The following is a 26169-nucleotide window of genomic DNA, read 5'->3' on the forward strand; positions in this document are numbered from 1 at the left end:
TAGACAAAATGGGCATTGATAATAACTTCTCCATCATATCCCGACAATACGACTAAAAATAAATTATCATGAATCCGACTTCTCATAGATGCCTAAGCCGCACAATGTGCGGCTTAGGTCCATTTCAAACCTAGCAGCACCTAACTATTATGCCTTCTTCTTTTTCACTTCTCGTGTTGCAATAATATCTGCCCCAGTACCAAGTATATCCCGATGCACTATGTAATGGAACTCAACCGGAGCCTCGATTTCAATCTCTTTAAGAAGTTGAACAATCTCAGACATTTTTTCTTTGGGAACAGGCCTGTTGCTACGCACACTTACTAAAGGCAACACTCCTCCATTAACCTTTACTGTAGAAGTTACATTTCTTACAGGATTAATCATCTCATTGCGTGCATACTCTTCACCTTTCGGGCATAGAGCATTCTTTACAATTATAGTATCTTCGCAAGTCACTTCCAGCTTGCACCCGTTTGGACACACAATACAGGTCATTTCTTTCTTAATCTTCATTTATTGATACCTCCAAACTTTCAACATCTTGGAGTTCCGATGCCTTCAAATTTACTACCACCATCTCGGAAGGATTCATTTTCTTAAATTTAAATGATTTTACTATATTTCCACAGTTTCTGAAAGTCAGTCTTCTGTCAATACATGGTCTATCCACTCTCATCGAAAAAGTAACATCCTTTTCTCCCGATATAGAATGAGGAATTACATATCTGACACCCATTCCCGCTTTCACAGTAACTTTATTTTGCTGTACATGCTTGCTGTCAAGATAGCTAATTACAGATCTAGCTGCTTTCTCAGCCTCATTGGAAACATGGTCAACAAGGTCATGAACCTGCAATACATTCCCGCAGGCAAATACACCTTCAATGCTGGTCTGCAGGTTTTCGTCAACTACTGCCCCCTGAGTAATATCATCTAAGTTTACACCTGCATCTTTAGATAATTCGTTTTCAGGAATAAGTCCTACAGAAAGTATGAGGGTATCACAATCAATTTTCCTGGATGTACCGCGTATAGGCTCCCCTTTGTCATCAACCTTTGCAATCGTAACGCTTTTCAAACGTTCTTTTCCTTCAATACTTGTAACAGTATGGCTCAACAAAAGGGGAATATCAAAATCCTCCAGGCACTGTGTAACATTCCTTGCAAGCCCGTTTGAATAAGGCATTTTTTCGACCACCGCAATAACCTTTGCACCTTCTAGCGTAAGCCTTCTTGCCATAATAAGCCCAATATCCCCGGAGCCTAGAATAACAACCTGTTTTCCAATCATTATATTTTTGAGATTCACAAAATGCTGAGCCACTCCCGCAGTAAAAACTCCTGCAGGTCTCGTACCCGGGATTGCAAGAGCACCCCTTGTCCTTTCTCTGCATCCCATAGCGAGAATAACAGCCTTTGCTTTATATACAATAAGCCCCTTTGGACTCAGTACAGTTATATCTTTATCCCGGCTCATATTAATAACCGTAGAGCTCGTCAGCACTTCAATACCTAATTTTTCTGCTTCATCTATATATCTCTGTGCATATTCAGGGCCAGTCAATACTTCATTGAACCTTATAACGCCAAATCCATCATGAATACATTGATTAAGTATCCCTCCTGCAAATGGCTCCCTTTCTATGACAACAAGCTTTTTCACTCCATTTTTCCCAAGTTCCACTGCAGCCGCCAACCCTGCGGGTCCAGCTCCAATGATAACCACATCTTTATCTATTATCATTTTGCTCACTCCTAAATTATTCGCCCCTTCTATTTGACGCTTCCTTCAAACAGCTTGGATTCCTTACCTCTTAGTGTTATCTCTTCTACTGGAATACCATATTCTTTTGTAAGTATCTCAACAATCCTGGTGAGACAATAACCGCCCTGACATCTTCCCATCATAGCCCGTGCTCTGTATTTGATCCCTGCCAAAGTTTTCACACCCAGGGGGTTTTCAATTGCATCCATAATTTCTCTTTTTGTGATTTGCTCACACCTGCATACTATTTCCCCGTATTCAGCGCATTCCTTTACCAACCTGTCTTTTTCCTCTGCACTTAGCTGACGAAACTCAACAATGCCTTTTCTTTTATTGATAAAGTCAGGCTTTTCTAAAAGGTCTTCCTTATTTCCTATAATATCTCTTACCATCCGGGAAATTGGCACAGAAGACGTAAGACCTGGTGACTCAATGCCTATCAATTGGATAAGCCCCTTCACAACCTGTGATTCTTCAATAACAAAATCGCCAAATCCGCCTATTTTGGGTCCAACCAGCTTAGATCTGATACCGGAATAATTTCTGATAACATCTTTAATTCTGATAGGAGGCAGCAATTCCTTTGCCTCACTAAAGAGCTGATTCATGACATCCTTTGTGACAGCATAATCTGATTTTGTTTTTATATACTCCGCACTGGGTCCTATCAATATATTCCCCTCAATTGTAGGAGTTAGATGAACTCCAAGTCCTCCAATTCCGGGCCTCGGTACAGGGTATACAGGCATATTCAGGTACTTGCTTGTCCGTTTATCTAAAATATAGTATTGGCCCCTGCAAGGATAGATCTTATAGTTTGGATCCCCTGCCAAAGAAGAAACCTTATCGGAGTAAAGTCCGGCTGCATTTACAATGTATTTGCAATAATAATACCTTCCACCCGCACTAATGCGGAACTTGTTTTCCTGCTTGCTTATACCTTGAACTTCAGAGTTAAAATAGAATTTTACACCATTTGCACAAGCATTTTCAGCTAATGCAACAGTATATATAAAAGGGTTGGTAATCGCCGTATTTGGCGACAACATTGCTCCAATGCCTCCCACATGCGGTTCAAGTCTCCTGACTTCCTCTGCGTCTATAAAAGCAAGCCCTGGTACACCGTTCTTTTTTCCTGCATCCATCAGTTTTTCTATGCCTTTAAGATCACCTTCATCAAATGCAACAACAAGTTTCCCAGTCTTCTTATAAGGTACATCGAGGTCTTTGCATACTTTTTCAAATCCCAAATTTCCTTCTACACAAAGCTTGGCCATAAGGCTTCCGGTCTTGTTATTAAATCCTGCATGAACAACAGCACTGTTTCTGCCGCTTGTACCAGCTGCAACATCGCTTTCCTTTTCCAAAACTGCAATATCAAGCTTATATTTCGAGAGTTCTCTAGCTACGGCGCAGCCTACCGCACCTGCTCCCACAATGATTATATCAAAATAATTTTCCATGCAATATTTATCCATTCCTTTTAAAAATTATAGCCGAAGTTATATTTTCAGCATTCCTAAGTATAATCTTACATTTGACAGAGTAAATATCAAAAGCTTCAACCTAAGTGCGCCTCAATAGACAAATGCAAAAGATAATCCACAAAAAATTATATCACGAAAATAAGTGCAATTGAATATGATTACTAAAAAGTACATCGTAAATAAGGAAATATGGAGAATACTTAGTTAAGATGCGCAAACCTCACAAAGTAGTACAAAGGAGTATCGTTATCTTGCATGAAATAAGTTACTGTCCCATATTTTCTTAATTCAGAGGTCAAATAGTATTCTGCATCAGCACCATGATGATAGAATAATACATATGCCTTAGGGTATTTTATAATAGCTTCAACGTTTTCCTCGAGGCGTTCTTCATCAATAGAAGTAATGTATTTGTAAGGCTCACACTTAAGGTCCCAGTATTTGCAGCCATAAATCAGCTGGCCTGATTCAAAAACCTTCTCCGGAAATTGCTCTAAATGCTGCTTGTATCCCGAAGTATATTCATAAATTGGTATTGCATTGGCGAAAATATAAAGTTTTTCATCCTCTTCAATGTTGTTATTAAGATAATCAATCAGTTTGGATGCTTCCTGACCTTCTTTGTACATGCTATTAACATCTGTATATTTTAATGACCCATAATTTAATGCGATAATCAATATAAAAACTATGACTTCAAACGGCTTCCACCTCAGCATATCCAGCAGAACTTCCACAAAGAAAAGGATTGCAATCACTGTAAAAGGTACTAAGAATAATAATAAGCGGTCCTGAATAGGGTATTGTTTCATATTAGACGCAATTAATGTAAATAGAATGGTCAGAATACTATATGCTCCAAGGTTGTTTTTTCTGACAAATAAGAGCAGAATTCCACCTATCCATAGAATACCTGCAAGAGGAAACGCTCCTGAAAAAACAAAGTTAAGATAATTATTAAGCATAAGATATATCAGGTCCCAATCCGATTGACTTTTCGGAATGAGTGGAAAATAAAGATGTTTCCAATATTCCATAGACATCCCGTCAATGTTTCCTGAAACCCTTTGGGTATAAACAATATAACAAATGCCAAAACCTATAAGAGCTATTGCACCAAAGATTACGGCACTAAAAAAAGTCCTTGCTATTTCCCTTCGCTTTTCTTCGTCTCTGGTAAACAGATTTATTATAAACCTGATTATACTTGAAAAGAAATTGAAGCATGTAATTGCTCCGATCACAAAAATTACCGGAAACGAAATCCATACCGCTAAAAAGCAAAACAGCATATATATCCATAAAGGAAGCCTTTTGTCAATATAAAGCTGGTAGAGATATAAAGCCAGAATTGTAAAAAAAGCATCCTGCATATATGGCTTTAATTCGGTAGAATAGTAAATAAGCGGAGAAATTGTAGCATAAAAGGCAACTCCTAACAGAGGCCTTTTGAACCCCCAATTTTTTAAAAGAAGATAAAAAAGCCTAATTGATAATAAACCGGTCAAAAGAGAGTACAGCCGCAAAACATGTTGAGAACTTCCCATGATAACAACAAAACTCTTTACGATTGTTAGGAACCCAAGAGGTGCACTTTGTGAATAATCAAGCGGTGCAAATAACCCACCAAAACCGCGCTGAATTATTGCGCTAGCAAGCATTGCTTCATCATACCAGAGAGTTCTGTCCTGTATGTAGGAGCCTATTCTAAACAGTATTCCAGATACAATTACGATTATGTAAAGTATTGCAGTAAATCCAATTGGTTTTCTTGCTGCCTTTAAATTTAACTCTATTTCCTTATTACTTGACCTCATAAATCTTTTCCTTCCCCGTCCAAAACAACATTGCATTAATACATTTCTTTTAAGACTCCTCCTTATATATTACTTATCTTCCTGGATAATACACTCTCAAAATGTCGGACTATCCTAATACTTCATAATTATTGTCGCCTTGAATCGTCAATCTCTGAGGTCATTAAAATAAGCTTCATTGAATAAGGTGATTTATAAAAACCGAAGTCAATTTTGCCACGCAAATACTTTCATGGCAACTCACGTATATTAATATTTTAGTCTTTTTTACAATATTATTCAAGTAGTAACAAAGTACTCCCAAACATAAAAACCCACTTTGATTACAAATCATGTATTCAAGCGTGGGTTTACTTTGTATTATTCAAACTGTACATATTTTAAAATATAATATAAACAATAATTCTAATTTGTCATTTACTGGGTTCTCGCTTGTTCGAGTGCATCTTCTACAGCGTTCATGATTCCCATACTGCTATATGTTGCGCCAGATACCACATCCACATCGGTTGACTGGGTTTGAAGCATTTCATCTATTACTGCATATGCAGAATTGAAGAATGGCCTGTCATCACCATGTGATACAACCTCTATATCAGTGATTTTATCATTCTTTATAACTACAGAAACTGTAGTAATACCCCTTTTGAAACCTCTGGCAGAGCCTTCATACATTCCATCCTTGTAAATACTTTTACTATTTTCTGTACTCTTCGCTTCGTTCTCAGAATTTTCATTATTTGCATTGTTATCGCTTTTCGAAAGTTCATTTGAATTATTAGCTTGAGTTGGTTCAAAATCAGCACTTACGGGAGTACTTTCCAAAGCAGCACTTGTTGGAGTAGGTACTTCTGTCACTTTTTCTTCAACATCCGATGATGCAATTACTGGTGTAATCTTTGCCTTCTCCAACGCATCAGCTACTGCATCCATTATTCCAACACTGCTATAAGTTGCACCTGAAACAGCATCAACTTCCGTGGATTGTGAACTTAAAATCTGATTTGCGATGGAATTATAAGCCCTGTTAAAGTATGGAGCATCATCTCCATAGGATACCACCTTAATATCCTTAATAATATCGTTTTCAATAGTTACCGACACATTTGTAACAGCTCCTCTAAAGCCTGTACCAGATCCTTCATACGTGCCGTCAGCATATATTTGTGATTCTGATGACTTCGAAGTACTTTTAGTTGAAGTTATAGTATTTACAGTGCCTGAAGCATTGCATGCTATGGTTCCTGCATAATACAAACCTGTCATACAGGTAACTGCTAAAGCAGCGGCAACACCGGTACGCATATCCTCTTTACCTATATTTATAGCTACATTATTACGCGGACATGCTGAAACACACTTATAACAATGAATACATTCTCCTGAATCTATTTTGTCATGTTTATAAAGCTGAATACCCATTGCACAGCTATTGGTACATATTCTGCAGGAACCGCATTTCTGTGATAGTTTACTAATTTTAACAAATTTCAACTTAGATACTATTGAAAAGACTGCACCTAATGGGCAAAGGTAACGACAGAAGAACCTTTCAACGAAAAATGATGCTATAATAATTGCCACTAATATCAAAGTACCTATTGTGAACTCCGTTAAAGCATAAGAAACATCAGGGAATTTGCCGAATGTTGCAAGCACTCCAAATGCATTCCATGGGTTTGCTCCTGTAAAAATCGTTATATCAAAGGTCCATACAACAGCAATCAAAAAGGCTAGAAGAACAAATTTGAAATATTTTAGTACTCTATCGAGTTTTTCATTCATTTTAAACTTAATTTTGAAGAACCTATTCGAAATTAAGTAAAGCATATCTCCTAGAGTTCCAAATGCACACATCCATCCACAGAAGGCCCTTCCAAAAACAATAGTTGCAGGGATTACTGCTATTACTTCTATAAGTTGGGGCAGATTGCCAACGAAGCTAAAGCTCTGGTTTATAACACCCATGTAAATTTGCTTTATACCCGCAAACGCATTTATATATATACCAGGCAGTATTATAAAAAAGATTAATTGGATTATGAATCTTACAATTAGTAAAAGCGAATTTTTTTTATTTGCGCTCATAATAATACCTCACTTCTAAATATCCTTTTGTTTTTATACCCAAAATAAAAGAACTGCAAACATTTTAGGTTCTTACTGTAATAACTTCCTTGAGCTTTACAACATAACTCCGCTTCAATTATATCTACATATGGCTTAATGTTGCAAATGTTAAAACTTTCTTTGACAAATCCGAATTTCACTATAGCAGGTTCTCTCCTTTAATATTTGGATCACTATTACACAGTATAAATTCAAAAGCTTAAAGTAGTCTTAAAGATTGCTTTTTAGGCTGGATAATTTCTCAAAAAACAAAAAGCCCTTGATATCAAGAGCTTTACATTGTACATACTTATTTTATGAAAGTGGTTCCATAAGTACTCTAAAAAGATATTTATAACACTTTTGATAAGAATTCCTTGGTTCTTGCATTTTGAGGGTTTGAAAAGATTTCTTCCGGTGTGTTTTCCTCAAGAATCTTTCCTTCATCCATAAACAATACTCTGGTAGCGACCTCTTTTGCAAATCCCATTTCATGAGTTACGATAACCATAGTCATTCCTTCGTTTGCAAGTTGCTTGATAAGCTCAAGAACCTCGCCGACCATCTCAGGGTCAAGCGCTGAAGTTGGCTCATCAAACAGAATGACTTTTGGGTTCATTGCAAGTGCACGCACTATTGCTATTCTTTGTTTCTGGCCACCAGAAAGAGTTGAAGGATAAACATTAGCTTTATCTTCAAGTCCGATTCTTTTTAACAGACTAATAGCGTTTTCTTTTACATCTGCTTTTATCTTGCCTCGTGAAGTGTTAATTTCATATAAAGCTTTCTTATTTTTTGTAAACGTATTTGTAATTTTTATAAAGAAATTCTTGCACTTCTTCATGTAAAAATCATGCGTTTCTATATACAAAGGTGCAAGCATTATATTATCTATAACAGTCTTATTGCTGAATAGGTTGAATTGTTGAAAAACCATTCCCATATCACGGCGATGAATATTAATATCAACTTTCATATCAGCAATATCAACACCTTCAAATATAATAGCACCGCTTGTAGGGTCTTCCATACAGTTAAGGCAGCGCAGAAAGGTGCTTTTACCGCTTCCGGAGGGTCCTATGATGGCAACCTTTTCACCTTCATTAATGGTAATGGTAATATCTTTTAATACTTCAAGGCTGCCATAGTTTTTCCTAAGGTTAATTACGTCTATCACTCTTTCTTAGCCTCCTTTCCATTATCTTTATGAGCGATGCTATAATCATAACTAAAACAATATAAATTATAGCCATAACAAGGTATGGAACCATAAATTCATAACTGTTTGTGCCTATATAATTAAATGCAACATACAAGTCGGCAGTACCCACAAAACTTACAACGGATGTTTCCTTTATCAGGGCTATAAATTCATTTCCCAATGTAGGAAGTATGTTTTTAATTGCCTGAGGGACAACGATTTTCAACATTGTAATTCTATAGCTAAGACCGAGAGCACGGCCTGCTTCCATCTGTCCATGATCTACAGACATGATACCGCCTCTCATTATTTCTGAGACGTAAGCACCACTATTGAAACCAAACACCAAAATACATACATTAAGTGCAGGCATATTTACACCAATCAATGGCAGAATTACATAATACGCTACCAGAAGCTGCACAACAACCGGTGTACCTCTAAACAATCCAACATAAAAATCACATATGCCATTTAGTATTTTGGGTAATCTTTTATATTTGGGTACTACTTTAACAACAGCTATTAGTGTACCAATGATAATTCCTATCAAAAGGCCAAAAACAGCAATGCAAAGTGTATTTTTTAGTCCTGCCAGGACTTTTGTGTAGCCGTCATTTTGGTAAAATATTTCCCAAAATTTCATTAACTTTTTATCAAAATTCCCCATATTAATCCCTTATAGAATTCAATGCCCCACAATATCCTGAGGAGCATTGAATTATTTTTTTATTTAAGAATCCCTTTAGTTAAGTTCGTTGATTGCTTTTGTAATACTTTGAGCAGGTGCCTCATCAATAATAACATAACCGATATTTCCGTTAAGCATATCCTGAACAGCAAGAGATCCTGATTTATAACCTACACATTTCACCTTAAAACCGCTAAAGCCCCAATCTTTATCGCCTTCAACATAGAATTGGCCGGTTGTTCCTGTCTGGACACCGATCTTTGCATCGCTTTTTAGTCCTGATAGAATCGCTTCAATATCAGCCGCTGTTTTGCAATTGTCAAATGAATTATCAGCTTCCTTAACGATAAGTTTCTGAGACGCATTATAGTATTTGTCTGAAAATGTAACATACTCTTTTCTGTCTTCTTTTATTGTAAGACCAGACATTGCAACGTCTGCTTTTCCTTGACCTACAGAGAGGCAAACGGCATCAAAATCCATATTATTGATTACAAGCTCTTTTCCAAGATATTTAGCAAGAAGTGATGCAATTTCCATGTCAATACCGTAATACTTATCCCCTACAGTATATTCAAATGGCTCAAATGCCGCATTTGTGGCAATAACAAGCTGATCCTTTGAACTGTCAAATACTGAAGGCGTAACAGCTTCAGGTGTTCCATCGCCGAAGTATTTGTTGCTTATTTTGTCAAACGTTCCATCTGATTTAATCTTAGATATGAATTCATTAACCTTTGTGAGAAGTTCCGGTTGACTCTTGTCTATTCCAAAAGCGTACTCCTCTTCAGTTAATGGGATGTTTATAACTTTGACTTTCGAACTTTTGTTGTTCGAACTGCAGCCTGCAAGCGTAAAGCTGCATAGTGCCAGCATCGCAATGACCAATGTAATGACTTTTTTCATAATACCATTCTCCTTAACAAACCTTTTTTACTTATACATTCTATGCTCCTATTTTCATAAATATAAATTATAGTATCCAAACATAATTGTCAACATAAAATTTGAATTATTTTGAACCAATAAAGGAGAATATCTTACGCTCAAGTTTCCTACAGTTGTTAATTTGCCGCTTTTGTTTACATAAACAATCAGACAATTTACACTTGGATCGTATTAAACACCTGTGCCAGCACATCGTCTTCATAAATGACTTTTTTTGCTTTTTCCCTGTATTCCTCAACATGTATATATGTCATCCTGTTTGGTTTTATGGTTGGAGCAATATCTATAGCTTTTACATAATCGGCTGCATTAAGGTTAAGTGTCTTTACAAAACTTAAAAAGCCTGTATCTGTAAGAAACTTTCTTACTCTTTCATGTCGGTGATTTTGAACAATACTCATGATATAGGTTGCTATACCTACTTGTATACCATGCAACTGAGGTTTTCGTGTCATCTTGTCAAGGGCATGAGATATGAGATGTTCACTACCACTTGCAGGTGAACTGTTACCGGCTATCTCCATTGCAATCCCGCTCATAGTCAATGAATCAACAAGCTCTTTAATAAAAAAGTCTTCCTTTATATCGGTATAAGGCATCCTTACTATACTATTGACAGATTTTTTTGCTATCATTGCTGCCACATCATCAACTCTCGTCACACCTTGTTGTTCTTCAAACTGCCAATCAAATACTGCTGTTACCTTTGATACAATATCACCTAACCCCGAATAAATAAACTTCTCAGGGGATTTCTTAATTACAGCAGTATCAACAATAATTCCATAGGGTATAGAAGCATGTACAGAAGTTCTGCGCTCATTTATAAACAGAGAACATCCTGAACTGGCAAAACCATCATGCGCTGTGGATGTTGGAACACTAATAAATGGAAGGTTATTTAAAAAAGCTATGTACTTAGCGACATCAAGCACTTTTCCACCACCTATTCCTACAATAGCTTCGGTACCTGCAGGAATCGAAAAAGCCTTTTGTGTTATATATTCCATGGAATTCTCATTACAATCACTGTCTTCTAGTACTTCCAATTCCTTTTTTCCATTGAGGGCTTGAAATATTGTTTCACCAAATAAATCTCTAATTCCCTCACCTAAAAATAAAGTTATTTTTCTGATTCCCGCTTTTGTTATATAGCGATCCATCTCACCAAGTTTGTTTGGTCCTACTTCCATAATAACCGGAATAGAAATTTTATGTATTTGTGCTTTCATTCCAAATACCCCTTTTCTATTAAATCGTTTTCAATCTGTTTAAAATCAGAAAAAGCCGTAAAGCTAATATTTTCACTGCGAAGCAATTCAACCAGTTCTCCTCTTGCATAAACTATATCAGCAGCCTTTGCTGCTCCAAGGTCAGGTTCACTGTCACCTGCAAAAATTATGTATTCATAATCTTTTTTAATACTTTCAACAAATTTTCGCTTATCCAGTCCAAAAACATCAGAGTAATACAAACTGCTTGAATCTGGCATTATTTTAATACCTCCGTTTGAGTACACACCCTCCATGGAGATTACCTGTACATCTTTTATACCAAGGTACTCAAGTAAAATTTTAATATAGTATGATGTACCGGCACTCACAATATAAAAATCCCCACAGCTTTTCCTAACCCTATTGATAAAGTCTCCAGCATAAGCATCAATAGGTATTTTTGTTATTTCCTCAAACAACTGCTTTTCACTTAAATTAACAGAGCCAAATATCTTATTAAGGAACTCAACATTTATCTTTTTTGTCCTCTTCCATTCAGTATAGAATTCCTTACCCTCTCTTCCCAAGTATTTATCAATAATGATGTGATAAAAATCCTTTGCTGAAAGTGTTCCATCAAAATCCGAAATAAATGCAAACTTTTTCATTAATTTACCTCCAAGGCCTTTTTTACATAGGTCAAATAAATGTTCTGTCTTTAAACTCTTTATAATGCAATTCGATTTCTGCCTTTGCTTCATTTATAATCCAATTAACGCCATGAGCTGCTTTTTTTATGCCATCGTTGACATCGCATATTAAGTTGGAATGAAAACTTTTTATTCTATTTGAAACCACTAAAAAAAAGTCGGATACATCACTTTTTACTTCATATACAAAACTATCAATAGCTGCTTCATCCATCTTTCTAATATTGTCAATATCGTTATAAACGCATGTTATGCAGGTCAACAGCTCGCTCCAAGCCGCTTGAACTTCCACTTCAAAGACACCTAGTGAATTCCCTAATGGATTTGAAAATTGCATCAATTTATCTTCAATTTCATGCAATGCTTTTACTATAGTTGCTCCTTTACTTTCAAACTCCGTCTTTGCTTTATCTAGTAGCACTTTGCTGTTTTTGTTTAACGCTCTTAAAAAATCATCCACGAACAGAATCGGACAAATACTAGCCAAAACATATGTATAAGCTAATTCTGCGGCCAAACCATATTCCGACTCAATTGATTCAACTGATATTTCTCCAATACTGTCAACATAAGAAACAATCAGTACTAAAAAGTCTATAGGCAGCTTAATCAAACCGCTTATCATATCTATTGTAGCCTGGGAGTAATCAGTAATGCCTATTGTAGCATTACTAGAATAGATTTCCTCAAAACAATTAAAAATATCCTTTGCCCCTGAACCTATTAGTGTATTATAAATAAAATATCTTTGTGAAAGCTTTTCAATAGTCTTTGATATATCTGTTCTTGGTGCTTCAACAGCTTTCCCATCCTTAAAAACCAGTGCCTGCGTTTGGTGGTTTATGCCCAGACTTGAGCAACTGAAATACTCAGCACTTTCTTCTACAAACACCCTTTTTTCACTATGAAATAACATTGCGCCTACAAAATCGTTATGTGCAACATAATTAATAAGACCCGAATTTGTAAGCCTTTGCCTTTGCTCAACACTTAGAAGTTGACTAATCCCTGTACCATTAAATATCTTACCTGTACATCCCTCAACAAATGCACAAACATACATTGCATTTGCACCACCTTGAGAATGTCCTGTTAAATAGTTTATTCCAGCACTACTCTTATATTTCTCAACAAACCTTCTGGAGGGTTCGAACTGGCAAGACATATTGTCCAGGCATGTTCTATAATTATTTATCCAATCTTCACTTAATAAGTTATTCCCAGTTTTTCCTTGAGCCAGCATACCTTCAGAACCTGTAAATGCAAAATATGTATTGCCGGAATCGTCTTCCAGGGCATAAGCAACCATTCCTCCACAATTATCATCATTCTCATACCCCTTAAGTTTAAGGTTTCCAAGCACAGGATCGTTAGCAATCGTAGTTAGAATTGTAACAAACTCGGCAGTCGTTATCCTCCCATTCCTGTGGATTATTTTACCGTCCGGACTGCCAAGTATGGTATCAATATCCTTTTCTCCTTCAACCCCAATAATATCTTTAAGTGTATACCCGTTCTTTACATAATCCGCAAATTTTTGTGGATCTACTGTTGCCTTAACATATGCAAACTGACTTAAAAGCAAATATTGTTGATCATTCAGTTTTGACATTTAAAACCCCACTCATTATATGCCCTTTAATATTCAAATTTACTAATTGATTCTTCTTAAGCCATATCCTATACTGCTTTATCTTCCAAATCAGCTCCGCTGAACTGGCTGTTGTACAGATCAGCATAAAATCCGCCTTTAGCAATAAGTTCCTTATGATTACCCATTTCTATTATACTTCCTCTGTTCATAACAAGGATAAGTTCTGCATCACGGATAGTTGAAAGTCTATGTGCAATAACAAAGCTTGTTCTGTCCTTCATAAGATTTGCCATTGCCTTTTGAATCAATACTTCCGTTCTGGTATCAACACTGCTTGTAGCCTCATCAAGAATCAGAATTGTTGGATCCGCAAGGATTGCACGTGCTATGGTCAATAATTGCTTTTGACCTTGTGAAATATTTGTAGCTTCTTCATTAAGCACTGTATTGTAACCGTCTGGCAAAGTTCTGATAAAATGGTCTGCATGCGCTGCTTTAGCTGCTCTTACTATTTCATCCATTGTAGCATCTTCTTTTCCATAAGCTATATTATCCTTTATAGATCCATTATACAACCATGTATCCTGAAGTACCATACCAAACATTTTACGCAGTTTACCGCGCTCCATATCCTTTATATCAACTCCGTCAACTTTTATTTTACCGGCATTAATTTCATAGAAGCGCATCAGCAGGTTAACAAGAGTTGTTTTACCGGCACCGGTAGGCCCAACAATAGCAATTGTATTGCCTTGCTTTACATCTAAATTCATATTTTCGATAAGTGGTTCATCTTCCTTGTATTTAAACGACACCTTCTCAAAGCTTACTTCACCCTTTGGTTTATCAAGAACTATTGCATTTGAACTATTAGGTATTTCTTCCTCTTCATCAATTACCTCAAATACACGTTCAGCACAAGCAATTGTCGATTGTATAACATTAGCTATATTTGCTGTTTGAACAATAGGCATTGTGAATGATCTTGAGTATTGTATAAATGCCAATATATCTCCAAGTCCCAAAATGCTCTTAGTAATCCAAATACCTCCAACTATACTGATACCCACATAGCCAAGATTACTTATAAAGTTCATGAGCGGGAACATTGTACCTGAAACGAACTGTGCTTTCCAACCTGCATTCTCCAGTTCTTTATTTACAGCTTCAAATTCCTCTATTGAATCCTTTTCATGTCCAAATGCCTTAACGATTTTATGACCTGTATACATTTCTTCTACATGACCGCTAAGCTTACCGAGGTGCTTTTGCTGAGCTGCAAAATACTTCTGGGATTTCTTTGCAAGCATTGCTGTAGCCAATAAATACAGCGGCATTGTTGCTACTACAATTAAAGTCAGTATCGGACTTATTGTCAGCATCATAATGATATAACCGATTATAGTAATAACAGACGTAATTATCTGTGTCAAACTTTGCTGTAAGGTTGTAGCAATAGTATCAACGTCATTTGTAACACGGCTCAATATATCTCCATGTGGATGAAGGTCAAAGTACTTAAGCGGTAGTTTGGCAAACTTTTCATCTACTTCTCTTCTAAGATCTCTAACTGTCTTTTGCGCTACGCCTGACATTACAAGTCCCATTATAATGCTAAATAACGCACTTATGATATACATAAATATTAGGATAATCGCTATCATACCTATATATTTAAAGTCATATTCACCGTTTGTTTCCCTAATTGCTTTTATAACAGAATCTATCTGCTCATCAGTGAATTTCACATTACTCTTTACATCTGATGTTGTATTACTCATGGCACTTTGCATGCTCTTGCTCAAATCAAGAATCTTTTTAGTAACATCTGCCTTCTGATTTGCATCAGTTAAAGTACTCAACTTAGGAAGATTTATGAACTCCTTAATTGATTTAATGCTCTCTTTATCCATTTTGAGCTTGTTGTCTGAGTTCGAGTCTGTAGTTGACATATCAGGCATTATACTTAATATATCAAACAGCTCATTCAATACAGCCAACTTCTTATCAGCATCACTTATTGAATTAAGCATTGGCAGTTGTAAAAGCTTTTTAACACCTTCTAGCTGTTCAGGAGTCATCATTTCACTTGAGCTGCTGTTATTGCCCTTGGGTTTTGTCTGCACCTCTGTCATCTTACTACTAATCTGGTTGACTATGTCTTTTTGATAATCCCCCATTTTTTCGGTAATTTTCTTTACTCCTTCATTCTGGCCCTTTTCCACTTCGGGTAGCATCTTTCTTACCATAAACGCTGACTGAAGCTTGTTCGTAGCCTTACCCATTACTCTAGGTGAAGCTATGGCAAATGATGTACTTGCTATAGCAAATATTAATACTATTAATAAATTCATTCTATGTGGTTTTAAGTAACGGATTAGCCTCTTTAATGTGCCTTTGAAGTCCTTTGCTTTTTCTACAGGTCTTCCCATTCCACCCATAGGTCCGCCTTTTTTGCCCCTCATAGCTCCTTGTCCTGTTTTATGTTGACTCATGCTATCTCCTCCTCTGAAAGCTGTGATGATACGATTTCGCGGTATACATCACAGGTATCTAGCAGTTCCTTGTGGGTTCCCATTCCAACCACTTTTCCTTCATCCATAACTATAATCCTGTTAGCATCCATAACTGTACCAACTCTTTGTGCAACAATTATTACTGTAGACTCCTGAGTTTCTTTATTAAGAGCTGCCCTAAGCTTTGCATCTGTCTTGAAGTCAAGAGCAGAAAAACTATCATCAAAAATATATATTTCAGGCCTTTTCACCAATGCGCGAGCTATGGAAAGACGCTGTTTCTGTCCTCCTGATACGTTAGTACCACCCTGCGCAATTTCATGGTCATATCCACCATTCATTGCTGCTATGAAGTCAGCAGCTTGCGCAACTTCTGCTGCATGTCTGATTTCCTCTTCCGTTGCATCATCGCTGCCAAACTTTATATTTTCAGCTATTGTACCGGAGAATAATATTGCCTTCTGAGGCACAAGGCCAATCTTTGCTCTCAGGTTTTCCTGTGTTATTTCTCTGACGTCGACTCCATCAACGTAAATATTTCCGCTATCCACATCATAAAACCTTGGAATAAGGTTAATAAGCGTTGATTTGCCAGAACCTGTACTTCCGATAATAGCAGTCACTTCTCCCGGCTTTGCTGAAAATGAAATATTCTTTAATGCAGGCTCCTCTGCTCCGTGGTAGCTGAAAGTTACATTTTTAAATTCTACATAGCCTTTACCGCTGAAAGATTCATTTATAACTTCTGGATCAGTAATCTCCGGCACAGTATCAAGAACTTCATTTATTCTCACTGCTGCAGCCTGAGAACGTGGCACCATAATAAACATCATAGCCAACATCAGCATTGACATCATTATCTGTATGGCATATTGTGTAAATGAAGAAAGTGCTCCCAAATCCATATCACCATGGCTTATTCTTATACCACCGAACCAAAGGATTGAAAGTGAGGTTAAGCTCATTATGAGCGTTATGGAAGGCATCAAAAATGCCATTATCCTGTTAACTTTTATGTAGTTTTCTGTCAGATCAACATTTGCCTCGTCAAAACGTTTTGTCTCACGTTCAACCGTATTAAAAGCACGTATTACTCTTATACCTGTTAATTTTTCACGTAATACCAGGTTAATTCTATCTATTTTGACCTGAACCTGTTTAAACAACGGCATCATTTTCGATGATATAAATACTATTACAATAGTAAGTACTGGAATTGCAAAAGCCAGCACCAATGTCAGAGGTTTGTCTTGTCTCATTGCCAGAATCAAACCGCCGATTGCCATAATGGGGGCTCCGATCATCATACGCATTATCATAACTGTAACAGTTTGAATTTGATTTATATCGTTTGTTGTTCTAGTAATAAGAGTTGCCGTACCAAATTTGTCGAATTCATGCAAAGAAAAGCTTTCAACCTTTCTGAACACTTTGCTTCTAAGTATTGTCCCGAGCCCAACAGCAATCTTTGACGATAATAAGCTGGCAAGTATAGAGCAAAGAGCACCTGCACCTGCCACCAGCAGCATTATCCCACCTATGTGGTAAATCTTATCAGTATCACCTTGCATAACACCATCATTTATAATATCTCCCATCAGTGTGGGAAGATAAAGATCGCCTAATGATTGACATGTTACTAAAAATAGCACACCAATTATCATTATGGTATATGGCTTTAAAAACCTATATAGCTTTAACATAAAAACTCTCCTTCTATTATAGTATTAATTTCAAAGCATAGTTTGACGTAACTGAGACTATCCTTTATCCTTATTGCTCTGTTCTATCAGTAGTATATTTTTCAAAGCATTAAGTCCATCATTTATTTTTTCAATTTGTTCTGGAGTAGCTACACTAAGCAAATCTCCGAAACTTTCTTCTGCCTTCTTGCACCCCCCTTTATGCACTTCCTTGAATTTATCTGTAATTTGTATATAAACTGTTCTACGGTCTTCTTCGCTTCTTACTCTTTGAACAAGCCCCTGCTTCTCCAGTCTATCTAAAATGCCTGAAACAGTACTGTTTGATAAATTCACCTTCTCACTCAATTCACTAATTTTAATTTTCCCGAATTTAACCAACACACCTAAAACTCTGCTCTGCGGTAATGTTAATTCTTCATTTTCAAATGCTTTTCTCATACGTTGCTTAACAATTCCAAACACTTCAAAAGAAAGCTTGGTAGTTTCAACAATTGAGTCACTATTGTCCATGTATTAACAACCTTTCATTATCATTATAATTCTGTTCTTATGCATTTTTATCGCATTTATTTCGTGTACTAAATATTTCAACACAAATTTTTCGTTTAAAAATCATTATAGTTAGATAACCAAAAAAAGTCAATATACATTTTTGACAATAAAATCTGATAACTTAACACAAATGAATAATAGATCATATACTATATAGACAGCAGAATCGGGAGGAAACAATATGTTTGAAAAAATAGCCAAGCAGCCAATTGAGGTAGTTGATATTACCACTCCAGCAATGAATTCCATGTTAGGAAGATACTTTATTGCTCAAACTGATACGCTGAGTTTTGGAAACAAAAGTGATGCCTGGGGCGGTATAATAAATCCGCGTAACTCAGGAGTTAATCTTTACTTTGACATTTTTACTATTACTAACTTTTCAAATTATAGCTTTACCGGAGAAATTTGGCTCAATGCCAAGCCTCCAAAGGAATCCAAACCAGCTTCCACCGTTACTCCATCAAATCAAGCTATTTTTCCACCCCCACGACCCAAAGCCATAATGGAATATGCCAATAATATAACGGAACCGCTGAAAAACGGTGTGAATATCTTCGGAAGAATCGTTGCCCCAAATTCCACCCTTGTAAGTGATTCACACAAAGGCTCAATGATCATAGGTCCTGGAGGCTCATTTTCAATTCTTCTGAAATCACCGGGACAGCAAAATATAACCGGAACAATTGTTTTGACCTGGTGGGAGGAAAAAATCCAGTAAATTTGTTTATTTATTTGCAGGAGGGGATCAGCTATGAAATTCGCATTCGTGAAAAAAGAAAAGCAACCCAAAGAGGTTGTTGTATTGTCAGATGCCGTTTATCATTCATACCTGGGGGAATACTTTCTAGGTCAAACAGATATTATAACCTTTGGGGATACTAATAATGGCTGGGGCGCACTCGTCAACCCGGCAAACTCAAATGTAAATATGTTTTTGAACGCTTATACTATTTCTAACTTTGCAAGTATACCATTAACTGCTGAAGGCTGGCTAAGCAGCATGCTACCTGGAAATGCAAAAGTGTCCACATATTTTGCACCCGGGAACCAATCCATAGTTCCATCACCGGTCCCCCATGTTAAAATTAAAAATGCAAGCATGGTATCAGGAACACCTACTGGGGGAACATACACATTTGTAAGAAGAGTGGAACCAAACGCAACACTTACAAAGCATGACTTCCAAGGCATGTATATTATTCCTCCAGGGAGTTCCTTTGCTTTATTCTTTCTATCTCCAGGCAAAGGGCAGGTACATACCAGAGTAGCCTTCGGCTGGTGGGAAGAAAAAATCTGCAGATAAAATAAGTTCTGCTTAACACCTCATTTAAAAGAATTCTATCTGATAGCTTTTAAGCTTTCAAAATAATAGCAGTGCTTCTTGATGCTGATATAATCATAATCAATTCGCCCTTTTGGAGAGTAATCTAAATGATTCGTTCAAATGGACAAAGATATGTCTACTTGCAGGCATCAGGAGAAGTCCTGAATAAGTCTTTTTGCCCCAGTAGTCAAGAAGTCCCTTTGCCTCATTAACTACAGCCCCTTCATCCAACAACTTCTGCAATCTTGATGGCTCTACTTTCTTTTTGAGATCCTCAGGATTTAAACCTTTTACAATTTCTATCGTTTTTAATCCGACAGAATTTCTATATTCCTGTAAAGCATTTATATCTAGTGAATTTGATAATTGTACTATTTCATTCTCGTCCATTGCATTTCCTGTATCATAAAAATTAACACCTAACTTTTCTGTCCAGCCTTCATTAATCAAAACCTGTGAATTATTTGCAATCAGTATATTCATGGTAATGTCTTCAATTCTCGCAGAATGCCAAAGCTTCCATGCAATAGACTGTTCTCCTTTGAAAAACCTTCTAAAAGCAGCTTCATTCATATTTCCCCATAATTCATCCTCAAAAGAAAAACCTAATGCCGACACTTGCAAAGAATGAACCATACCATGCAGGATTAAGAACATATTTATGCAATTTTCGAAGTCGTCCGGTTTTGGCCATGTATCCTGTAAAATCTTGAATTGTTCGTTCCAATATACTCTATTTGGGTCCTTCATGTTTACACCGCCTTATTATAATTACTCAATAAAAAAATCCACTTCAGTTTGCGCCCCATCCCAGGTTGACCAATCCTGCCTCGGGGTTTGATCATCACCAAATGAGCCTTTAAAGCTTTTGTTGTCTTCATTCATGTAAAACTCAATTTTACATATTGAACCGTCTTCATTATACTTGCCTGTCAGCTTGTTATTCGATACAGTACCCGTAATAGTATAAGCATTTTCGCCATATGTACCTGTGACAGAGTTTCCATTTTGAGTGAGTACCATTGTACCATAATCAGTTTCCCATGTACCCGCCCAGTTTGAAGGTGTTGTCAATATTCTTAGATATGCACTTAATACATCCCTCTCTCTTTTGCCATTCCATTGAGACCATTCGCTTTGAGGAGTATCCTTTTCTCCATAAATACCGACGAAAGATAACCCATCTGATGACATGCTGAATTCTAGCTGTTCGATAGAACCATATTCATTATATGTACCCATGAACTTATTGCCGGAAACGGTACCGCGAAGGGTATGTTTCTCTTCTCCATAAATACCGGTAATCTCATTTCCGCTTTGGGTCAGTTCCATACGCCCGTAGTCCGTAAACCATGTTCCAAGCCATGTTCCAATTTCCTCGCCGCCATTCGGCTTGTTATCACCATTTTGTGTATTGTCCTGTTGTGTATTTAATCCCTCATAGATTATGGTTGCTTTTTGTACGGTGCCACCTTCCCATACCAGAACACAGCCAAGTCCCTCTATAAACCTTAGTGGTATCATGGTCCTGTTTGTATTGCTGATGTAAGGTGCAACATCTAAAACCTTTTTAACACCGTCAATAAAGATTTCTTTTTTTCCAATCCATAATTCTGCAGTCTTATTGTTTAAATGAATTGTTATCTTCTTTTCCTTGCCATCCCACTCGATGCTTCCACCTAGTTCCTCGATAACTGTACGTATAGGCAGGAAGGTTCTACCATTCGTAATTGAAGGTGCTGTACCTTTGCCAGTATCAATTTCTTTTGAAGCATTATTGATTTTCATGTACGGATCACCGATGATAAGCTCAATAGTAGTGCTTTTGCTCAAAGGCGTGGCCGAAACTTCATTCGACGCTGCTCCTAGTGAATTATCCTGCAATACCGGTCTGACGATGTAATAATACTTCGTGCCTGGATTAGTTTTCATATCCTCAAAGGTCGTACCTGTTACCCAAAAATCAGTTTCAGGTGTTGTAGTTTGTCCACCGGAAACCGTCGATTTAAAGACATAATAGCCTTTTACCCCAGAAACGGTATTCCAAGTAAGACTTATATATCCAGCCTTTCCGACAGCACTTAAGGTCAATGGAACGGTCACACCTGTAGTATCCGAAGGGTTGTCTGATTGATTACTGCCATCAGCTTGCTGGATTTGTCTGCCCCCAGTATACAAGTTTTGAAAATTACCTGTCATATACATCAAGGATAATAATCTCAAAGTTGCATTATAGAAATAATTATCTTTTGTTGCATAACATTCCTCATAAAACTCGGTTGCCTGCTGCATACTAGTCCCTGTCATAAATCCTGCCGATATTGCTGAAACAAATGCAGGAGAATGGTTATTTCTCTTTGGCGTACCATTTAAGGCATATCCGTCAACAATGTTTTCTGCACCTATATTATTAAAGAATACCAACATTTTGCTGAGATAATTTTTTGCATTCGCATCTCCATACCAGCTATAGGAAACAGCCATTCTAAATATAAGCTGAATTGCCTCATAACCAAACTCTGACCCTAAACTTGCCCCTCCGATAATACATCGATCCGGAAAGAGTCCTGTACTAGGATTAGTTGCTTGCAATACCAGGTTGTATTCGTTTGCTTTAACAGTGCTCCAAAAGCTTTGCCCGCTGAAATCTTCGAAAATATCATACCATCCCGGAGCAACTTGAGAAAGGAATTTAGGCGAATCAAAATCATCTCCTGGGTTAATATAATTTGATGTAATTGAATGGGTGTGGATATTATCCAGCAGTGTACGTGCGTCATTGGCATAATTCATATCACCGTTCGAACCCCACATACTATCGGCAAAAATCAACGCCAAAGCAATATTCTCATCTGCACCAGTATCTGTACCTGCACCAACAATTTGACCATCTTTTGTTTTCCAATTCATTAAGCCGTTGGCATTTGAACAAAGCTTTACATACCTGTATAAAGAATCAAAGGTTGTCTTTTCATTAAAGTAGACGGATAACAAAAGTCCAAATCCCATACTTTCGGATGTTGTATTAATATTGTCAGTTGAAATAACCCTCAGAGAACCACTTTCAGATAAGTAATTCTCTTTCCAATCCTCCCACTCTTCACACAGCATTTCTCGTGTCTGTACCTGGTCATCAAGCACAGAACCAAGTCCAAAAGGATATTCCGGAGTGTTTACGGCCACTATGGCATAAGAGTTCAAAGACATGGATACTGAAAAAACCAATATAAGCATTAAACTGACAAACTTTTTGATAGCATTCATAAATCAATTTCCCTCCTAAACTTCTTGGAAATAGCAAAGGGAATGTTGCCCTTCGGTCTCTATAACTCAACTTTCACAATAAATTTATATACTTTTTGCTGCTTATGTAACTACAACTTACCGAAGACACTTTCTTGTTATTCCATGGTACCATATGTTCTTACAACCATAATAATAGCAGCCTCGCGGGTTGCCATGCCATAGCCGGCCGCAGTCTGAGCTGTAGTTGTGGCTTTGGGCATAAAGTAGCCTGACGAATCTCCCTTTATAATCTCAAGCTTTGACATGTACTTTGTCGCATTAACCGCCCAAACTGAAATATGCTTCTGATCCGGAAAATCCTTGACACCTGTAACACTGTAATCAGCATTAGGTGCGATAGCCTTAATTGCATTAAATAGCATTGTTGCACATTGTTCGCGGTTGATAAGTGTTTTAGGAGAAAAGGTAGTAGCTGATGTTCCTGACGTAATACCCAGCTTATTTGCTTTCAATATCTGGCTGTTTGTTGTGTCGGTAAAAGGATTTGGGGATACAGGAGTCGCAGAAACTTTTGTTACTTTTTCATAGAGTAGAACAGCAAGCTCGCAGAATTCCTCACGGTTGATAGGTTTTGTCATGTCGGCACCCTTAAGGATATCAGGAATAAGTCCAAGCTCATTTGCTTTTTTCAACTGAGGTTCTGCCCAACTGCTTACATCGGAGTAAAAACTGCCTGAACCTATTGTAACCACATTTGAAACCGGGGAATATATTGGTTCTACATCCGGCCATCCCTCGTAGTAATCATAACTAAAACGCATTTGATAGGAATAAATGTGGTTCTTAATATCTATAGTTTCTAAACTACCCTCGTCCATAGGCTCGAACATAATTGGAAATGTACCGGCAGTGACAGGAGGTTCGCCATCTTCGCCTCCTGTGTACACAGAAATATATCCGCCGCCACCAAACTCTTCCCAATCACCATTATCAACCTTCACTGAATAATCCCAAAAGACAGAACCCTCACCAGGTGCCTCGCTGTCTAAATTGAGAACACTTTGTGGAAAATACACCTGCGCTTCAAAATATGGAGTACCATCCTCATTTTTCTTAAGTTCGATGTTTTTGATCGTTGGAGCTTCAAGCGAAGTTGGAACCCCTTCAGGTAGTTCAGCCAGTACACTCGTCGGTAAAAACACCGAAATCAGGCTCAGCAAAAGCAGACAAGCTAATAATATTTTTTTCATAACAGTTACCTCCAATTGATATATTATTGTTTTCACACATTTACACATTTTCGCATACCTATACGCTCAATCTTCCTTTTTGACTTCATTGCTATATCGAATAATCAATTTAGTACGATCATTTAGCCCTAACTTTTCCATACATTTACTTTCACATATGAAGACATATTATACTATCTCCAACCATATTTCAGATATTAAGATTATTCCACATTGATGAGTAATTTCCTTTTTTTACACTTCTGGTATTTTTGACAGTTTCAATCCTAAAGCATTTGATTTTATGAATTATGTTTGGTATCATATGATTTATCAATCGAACAAAATAATACTTCTTTTTATCAAAGTAAAATCTATAGAATAAAGTAAAGAGAATAACAAATGGATTGGATTAGTCGGCTGCAAAAAGTAATCGAATATATAGAGCTACACTTGACCGAAGATCAGAGTGTACTTAAATTAAATATGTTAGCAAAGCAGGCATACTCGTCAGAGTATGAATTTCAAAAGGTTTTCAGTATTGTAACCGGTATAACTGTGGGTGAATATATCCGTAACCGAAAACTTTCATTATCCGGTGAAGAACTCCTGTTAACTGATACATCCATACTAGATATCGGATTAAAATATGGTTATGAAACTGCAGAAAGCTTTACAAAAGCATTTACAAGATTTCATGGAGCGACTCCGAGTGCTGTAAGAAAAAGGAATGCAGGTTTAAAGCTGTATAATAAGTTGAGCATCCGCTTACAGGTAGACGGTGGTTATTCTTTGGAATATCAGATCATTAACCATAGCTGCGTGAGAGTTATTGCTAAAACCAAAGTATTTAAACCTCAGTCTATCGAAGACAAACATGAAAGCATCCCAGAACACATAGAAAAATGGGCCTCAGAAGGCATGTATGATATTCTTTATAAGATGACGGATGCTACAACCTACTTTGCAGACTCGATCTTAGGAATTCATGATGGGATTGGTTGTAAACCGGATGGAAGCGAATTCCGTATGAGCGTGGGTGTGGAGTCTATAAAAGATACAGTTCCTGATGGATATGAAATAGTAGAAATACCTGCAAGAAAGTGGCTCGTTTTTAAATGTAAGGGTTTGCGCCCAATGGCAATTCAGAAACTATGGAATCAGATTTATACAAACTTTTTACCTTATTCTACTTATCAAATCAAAGAGCTTGGAATTTTAGAGGTCTGTAGGGAAGGCTTTCGAAATGCAGATGATGTAATAAGTGAATTGTGGCTCCCATTATTAAATAATACAATAGAATAATCAATTATGTATTGGACAAAATCGAACAGAAATTGACAAGATTTCGGACTTAATGCATAGTAATATAATTCTATATATAATATTTATTATAGGCATTTGCAAAATGACTTAAAAAATCAGATGTAAAAAGTTAGAAGAGATGTAAAATGGACTTTGATAACTTAAGAGGGATATATGTTAGTGATTTGACTGAAAAACCAGAACCTTGTTGATGAAATTACAGCACAAATAAGCTTATGTATAAGACATAAGTTTCAAGAGTAAGTTAGTAAATCAAGCGATTAAAGGTTTTAAACTACGTATATACTTGTGCTCATGAATTTTATCTGCAAGTATTACAGTAATTAGTTGTGTGATACCTGCGAGATATAAATCTGCTTTAATAGTTAGGTTGTCTCTTGTTTTAAGATTACCACAGGCCATAGGCTCCTTAAGGTATTGAATGTTTTTTTCTACTACAGTCCTAATTTTGTAGTCAGAAATCCATTCGTCAGAGCCTCTAATCACACCTGGATACATGCGTTTATCCATGGCAGGAGATGTGAAGGTTACACGACCGCAAGGCTTGCCATTACAGGGGGTTATCACAAGAAGTAACCCATTTACCTTTAATTAGTTTTGCCTGTGGGCACCGCCATTTGAATCTTTCGATTCTTCCTTCTTCTCGGCTCCAGCCATTTGGTTTCATTGGTACAGAAGAAATCTTTAGAGCAAAGTGGCCAACCATCATCATTGTATTTAATAGGCGG

At 36.9% G+C, this 26169-nt stretch carries 21 protein-coding genes; 3 read left to right on the top strand and 18 right to left on the bottom strand.

Annotated features, from left to right (window positions below; all coding sequences use genetic code 11):
- Positions 1-147: 147 nt before the first annotated feature.
- The 14 genes from ACECE_RS0203670 to ACECE_RS0203740 all read right to left on the bottom strand — a co-directional run bounded on the left by ACECE_RS0203670 (position 148) and on the right by ACECE_RS0203740 (position 18271).
- The gene (locus ACECE_RS0203670; RefSeq protein WP_010244226.1) at positions 148-516 is read right to left on the bottom strand and encodes a DUF1667 domain-containing protein; all 369 of its coding nucleotides are present in this window, start codon (positions 514-516) and stop codon (positions 148-150) included.
- Positions 506-1747 (bottom strand): NAD(P)/FAD-dependent oxidoreductase, encoded by a 1242-nt coding sequence (locus ACECE_RS0203675; RefSeq protein ID WP_010244228.1) that lies wholly within the window; start codon positions 1745-1747, stop codon positions 506-508. The genes ACECE_RS0203670 and ACECE_RS0203675 overlap by 11 nt, the downstream gene beginning before the upstream one ends.
- A 29-nt stretch (positions 1748-1776) precedes the next feature.
- Positions 1777-3231, bottom strand: coding sequence for an NAD(P)/FAD-dependent oxidoreductase (locus ACECE_RS0203680; RefSeq protein ID WP_010244230.1), 1455 nt, complete (start codon positions 3229-3231; stop codon positions 1777-1779).
- A 224-nt stretch (positions 3232-3455) separates the two neighbouring features.
- Positions 3456-5072: a hypothetical protein gene (locus tag ACECE_RS0203685; protein WP_010244233.1), complete on the bottom strand. Its 1617-nt coding sequence runs from the start codon at positions 5070-5072 to the stop codon at positions 3456-3458.
- A 417-nt stretch (positions 5073-5489) separates the two neighbouring features.
- Positions 5490-7160: an FMN-binding protein gene (locus ACECE_RS0203690; protein WP_010244235.1), complete on the bottom strand. Its 1671-nt coding sequence runs from the start codon at positions 7158-7160 to the stop codon at positions 5490-5492.
- Between the two features lie 373 nt (positions 7161-7533).
- Positions 7534-8358 (bottom strand): amino acid ABC transporter ATP-binding protein, encoded by an 825-nt coding sequence (locus tag ACECE_RS0203700; RefSeq protein ID WP_010244240.1) that lies wholly within the window; start codon positions 8356-8358, stop codon positions 7534-7536.
- A complete protein-coding gene (locus ACECE_RS0203705) occupies positions 8342-9052 on the bottom strand; it encodes an amino acid ABC transporter permease (RefSeq protein WP_010244243.1) in 711 nt (236 codons plus the stop codon). The genes ACECE_RS0203700 and ACECE_RS0203705 overlap by 17 nt, the downstream gene beginning before the upstream one ends.
- Before the next feature lie 75 nt (positions 9053-9127).
- Complete coding sequence (locus tag ACECE_RS0203710; RefSeq protein ID WP_010244246.1) at positions 9128-9979, bottom strand: transporter substrate-binding domain-containing protein; 852 nt, start codon at positions 9977-9979, stop codon at positions 9128-9130.
- A 197-nt stretch (positions 9980-10176) separates the two neighbouring features.
- Positions 10177-11253, bottom strand: a complete 1077-nt coding sequence (locus tag ACECE_RS0203715; protein ID WP_010244250.1) for an iron-containing alcohol dehydrogenase family protein — start codon at positions 11251-11253, stop codon at positions 10177-10179.
- Entirely contained in the window at positions 11250-11903 is a 654-nt protein-coding gene (locus tag ACECE_RS0203720) for an MtnX-like HAD-IB family phosphatase (RefSeq protein WP_010244254.1), read from the bottom strand. The genes ACECE_RS0203715 and ACECE_RS0203720 overlap by 4 nt, the downstream gene beginning before the upstream one ends.
- Positions 11904-11934: 31 nt before the next feature.
- Positions 11935-13557 carry an alpha/beta hydrolase family protein gene (locus tag ACECE_RS0203725; protein WP_010244257.1) on the bottom strand — a complete coding sequence of 541 codons (1623 nt, stop codon included), beginning with the start codon at positions 13555-13557 and terminating at the stop codon, positions 11935-11937.
- Between the two features lie 68 nt (positions 13558-13625).
- A complete protein-coding gene (locus ACECE_RS0203730) occupies positions 13626-16034 on the bottom strand; it encodes an ABC transporter ATP-binding protein (RefSeq protein ID WP_010244260.1) in 2409 nt (802 codons plus the stop codon).
- On the bottom strand, positions 16031-17758 hold the full coding sequence (locus ACECE_RS0203735; RefSeq protein ID WP_010244263.1) for an ABC transporter ATP-binding protein: 1728 nt from the start codon (positions 17756-17758) through the stop codon (positions 16031-16033). The genes ACECE_RS0203730 and ACECE_RS0203735 overlap by 4 nt, the downstream gene beginning before the upstream one ends.
- 57 nt (positions 17759-17815) lie before the next feature.
- The gene (locus ACECE_RS0203740; RefSeq protein ID WP_010244266.1) at positions 17816-18271 is read right to left on the bottom strand and encodes a MarR family winged helix-turn-helix transcriptional regulator; all 456 of its coding nucleotides are present in this window, start codon (positions 18269-18271) and stop codon (positions 17816-17818) included.
- Positions 18272-18494: 223 nt separating this feature from the next.
- Here ACECE_RS0203740 and ACECE_RS0203745 point away from each other — a divergent pair, with 223 nt between their 5' ends.
- Positions 18495-19034: a DUF6143 family protein gene (locus ACECE_RS0203745; protein WP_010244269.1), complete on the top strand. Its 540-nt coding sequence runs from the start codon at positions 18495-18497 to the stop codon at positions 19032-19034.
- A 33-nt stretch (positions 19035-19067) separates the two neighbouring features.
- Positions 19068-19619 carry a DUF6143 family protein gene (locus ACECE_RS0203750; RefSeq protein WP_051033529.1) on the top strand — a complete coding sequence of 184 codons (552 nt, stop codon included), beginning with the start codon at positions 19068-19070 and terminating at the stop codon, positions 19617-19619.
- Positions 19620-19718: 99 nt separating this feature from the next.
- Here ACECE_RS0203750 and ACECE_RS0203755 read toward each other — a convergent pair whose 3' ends face one another.
- From ACECE_RS0203755 to ACECE_RS29995, 3 genes are all read right to left on the bottom strand, one after another.
- On the bottom strand, positions 19719-20390 hold the full coding sequence (locus ACECE_RS0203755; protein ID WP_010244272.1) for a hypothetical protein: 672 nt from the start codon (positions 20388-20390) through the stop codon (positions 19719-19721).
- Between the two features lie 21 nt (positions 20391-20411).
- The gene (locus tag ACECE_RS28995; RefSeq protein WP_010244275.1) at positions 20412-22904 is read right to left on the bottom strand and encodes a glycosyl hydrolase family 8; all 2493 of its coding nucleotides are present in this window, start codon (positions 22902-22904) and stop codon (positions 20412-20414) included.
- A 137-nt stretch (positions 22905-23041) separates the two neighbouring features.
- Positions 23042-24136, bottom strand: a complete 1095-nt coding sequence (locus ACECE_RS29995; protein WP_010244278.1) for an S-layer homology domain-containing protein — start codon at positions 24134-24136, stop codon at positions 23042-23044.
- Positions 24137-24517: 381 nt separating this feature from the next.
- Here ACECE_RS29995 and ACECE_RS0203770 point away from each other — a divergent pair, with 381 nt between their 5' ends.
- The gene (locus ACECE_RS0203770; protein WP_010244281.1) at positions 24518-25420 is read left to right on the top strand and encodes an AraC family transcriptional regulator; all 903 of its coding nucleotides are present in this window, start codon (positions 24518-24520) and stop codon (positions 25418-25420) included.
- A gap of 273 nt (positions 25421-25693) precedes the next feature.
- Here ACECE_RS0203770 and ACECE_RS30545 read toward each other — a convergent pair whose 3' ends face one another.
- Positions 25694-25951, bottom strand: a complete 258-nt coding sequence (locus ACECE_RS30545; RefSeq protein ID WP_162862475.1) for a hypothetical protein — start codon at positions 25949-25951, stop codon at positions 25694-25696.
- Between the last annotated feature and the right edge of the window lie 218 nt (positions 25952-26169).

Source organism: Acetivibrio cellulolyticus CD2 (assembly GCF_000179595.2).
Classification (GTDB): domain Bacteria; phylum Bacillota; class Clostridia; order Acetivibrionales; family Acetivibrionaceae; genus Acetivibrio; species Acetivibrio cellulolyticus.

Bases quoted from the DNA above. Each gene is read 5' to 3' on its own strand.
- ACECE_RS0203750 (WP_051033529.1), top strand. From the start codon at position 19,068: ATGAAATTCGCATTCGTGAAAAAAGAAAAGCAACCCAAAGAGGTTGTT.
- ACECE_RS0203740 (WP_010244266.1), bottom strand. From the start codon at position 18,271: ATGGACAATAGTGACTCAATTGTTGAAACTACCAAGCTTTCTTTTGAA.
- ACECE_RS28995 (WP_010244275.1), bottom strand. From the start codon at position 22,904: ATGAATGCTATCAAAAAGTTTGTCAGTTTAATGCTTATATTGGTTTTT.
- ACECE_RS30545 (WP_162862475.1), bottom strand. From the start codon at position 25,951: ATGGATAAACGCATGTATCCAGGTGTGATTAGAGGCTCTGACGAATGG.
- ACECE_RS0203745 (WP_010244269.1), top strand. From the start codon at position 18,495: ATGTTTGAAAAAATAGCCAAGCAGCCAATTGAGGTAGTTGATATTACC.
- ACECE_RS0203755 (WP_010244272.1), bottom strand. From the start codon at position 20,390: ATGAAGGACCCAAATAGAGTATATTGGAACGAACAATTCAAGATTTTA.
- ACECE_RS0203770 (WP_010244281.1), top strand. From the start codon at position 24,518: ATGGATTGGATTAGTCGGCTGCAAAAAGTAATCGAATATATAGAGCTA.
- ACECE_RS0203685 (WP_010244233.1), bottom strand. From the start codon at position 5,072: ATGAGGTCAAGTAATAAGGAAATAGAGTTAAATTTAAAGGCAGCAAGA.
- ACECE_RS0203735 (WP_010244263.1), bottom strand. From the start codon at position 17,758: ATGTTAAAGCTATATAGGTTTTTAAAGCCATATACCATAATGATAATT.
- ACECE_RS0203725 (WP_010244257.1), bottom strand. From the start codon at position 13,557: ATGTCAAAACTGAATGATCAACAATATTTGCTTTTAAGTCAGTTTGCA.
- ACECE_RS0203730 (WP_010244260.1), bottom strand. From the start codon at position 16,034: ATGAGTCAACATAAAACAGGACAAGGAGCTATGAGGGGCAAAAAAGGC.
- ACECE_RS0203720 (WP_010244254.1), bottom strand. From the start codon at position 11,903: ATGAAAAAGTTTGCATTTATTTCGGATTTTGATGGAACACTTTCAGCA.
- ACECE_RS0203710 (WP_010244246.1), bottom strand. From the start codon at position 9,979: ATGAAAAAAGTCATTACATTGGTCATTGCGATGCTGGCACTATGCAGC.
- ACECE_RS0203690 (WP_010244235.1), bottom strand. From the start codon at position 7,160: ATGAGCGCAAATAAAAAAAATTCGCTTTTACTAATTGTAAGATTCATA.
- ACECE_RS29995 (WP_010244278.1), bottom strand. From the start codon at position 24,136: ATGAAAAAAATATTATTAGCTTGTCTGCTTTTGCTGAGCCTGATTTCG.
- ACECE_RS0203715 (WP_010244250.1), bottom strand. From the start codon at position 11,253: ATGAAAGCACAAATACATAAAATTTCTATTCCGGTTATTATGGAAGTA.
- ACECE_RS0203675 (WP_010244228.1), bottom strand. From the start codon at position 1,747: ATGATAATAGATAAAGATGTGGTTATCATTGGAGCTGGACCCGCAGGG.
- ACECE_RS0203705 (WP_010244243.1), bottom strand. From the start codon at position 9,052: ATGGGGAATTTTGATAAAAAGTTAATGAAATTTTGGGAAATATTTTAC.
- ACECE_RS0203680 (WP_010244230.1), bottom strand. From the start codon at position 3,231: ATGGAAAATTATTTTGATATAATCATTGTGGGAGCAGGTGCGGTAGGC.
- ACECE_RS0203670 (WP_010244226.1), bottom strand. From the start codon at position 516: ATGAAGATTAAGAAAGAAATGACCTGTATTGTGTGTCCAAACGGGTGC.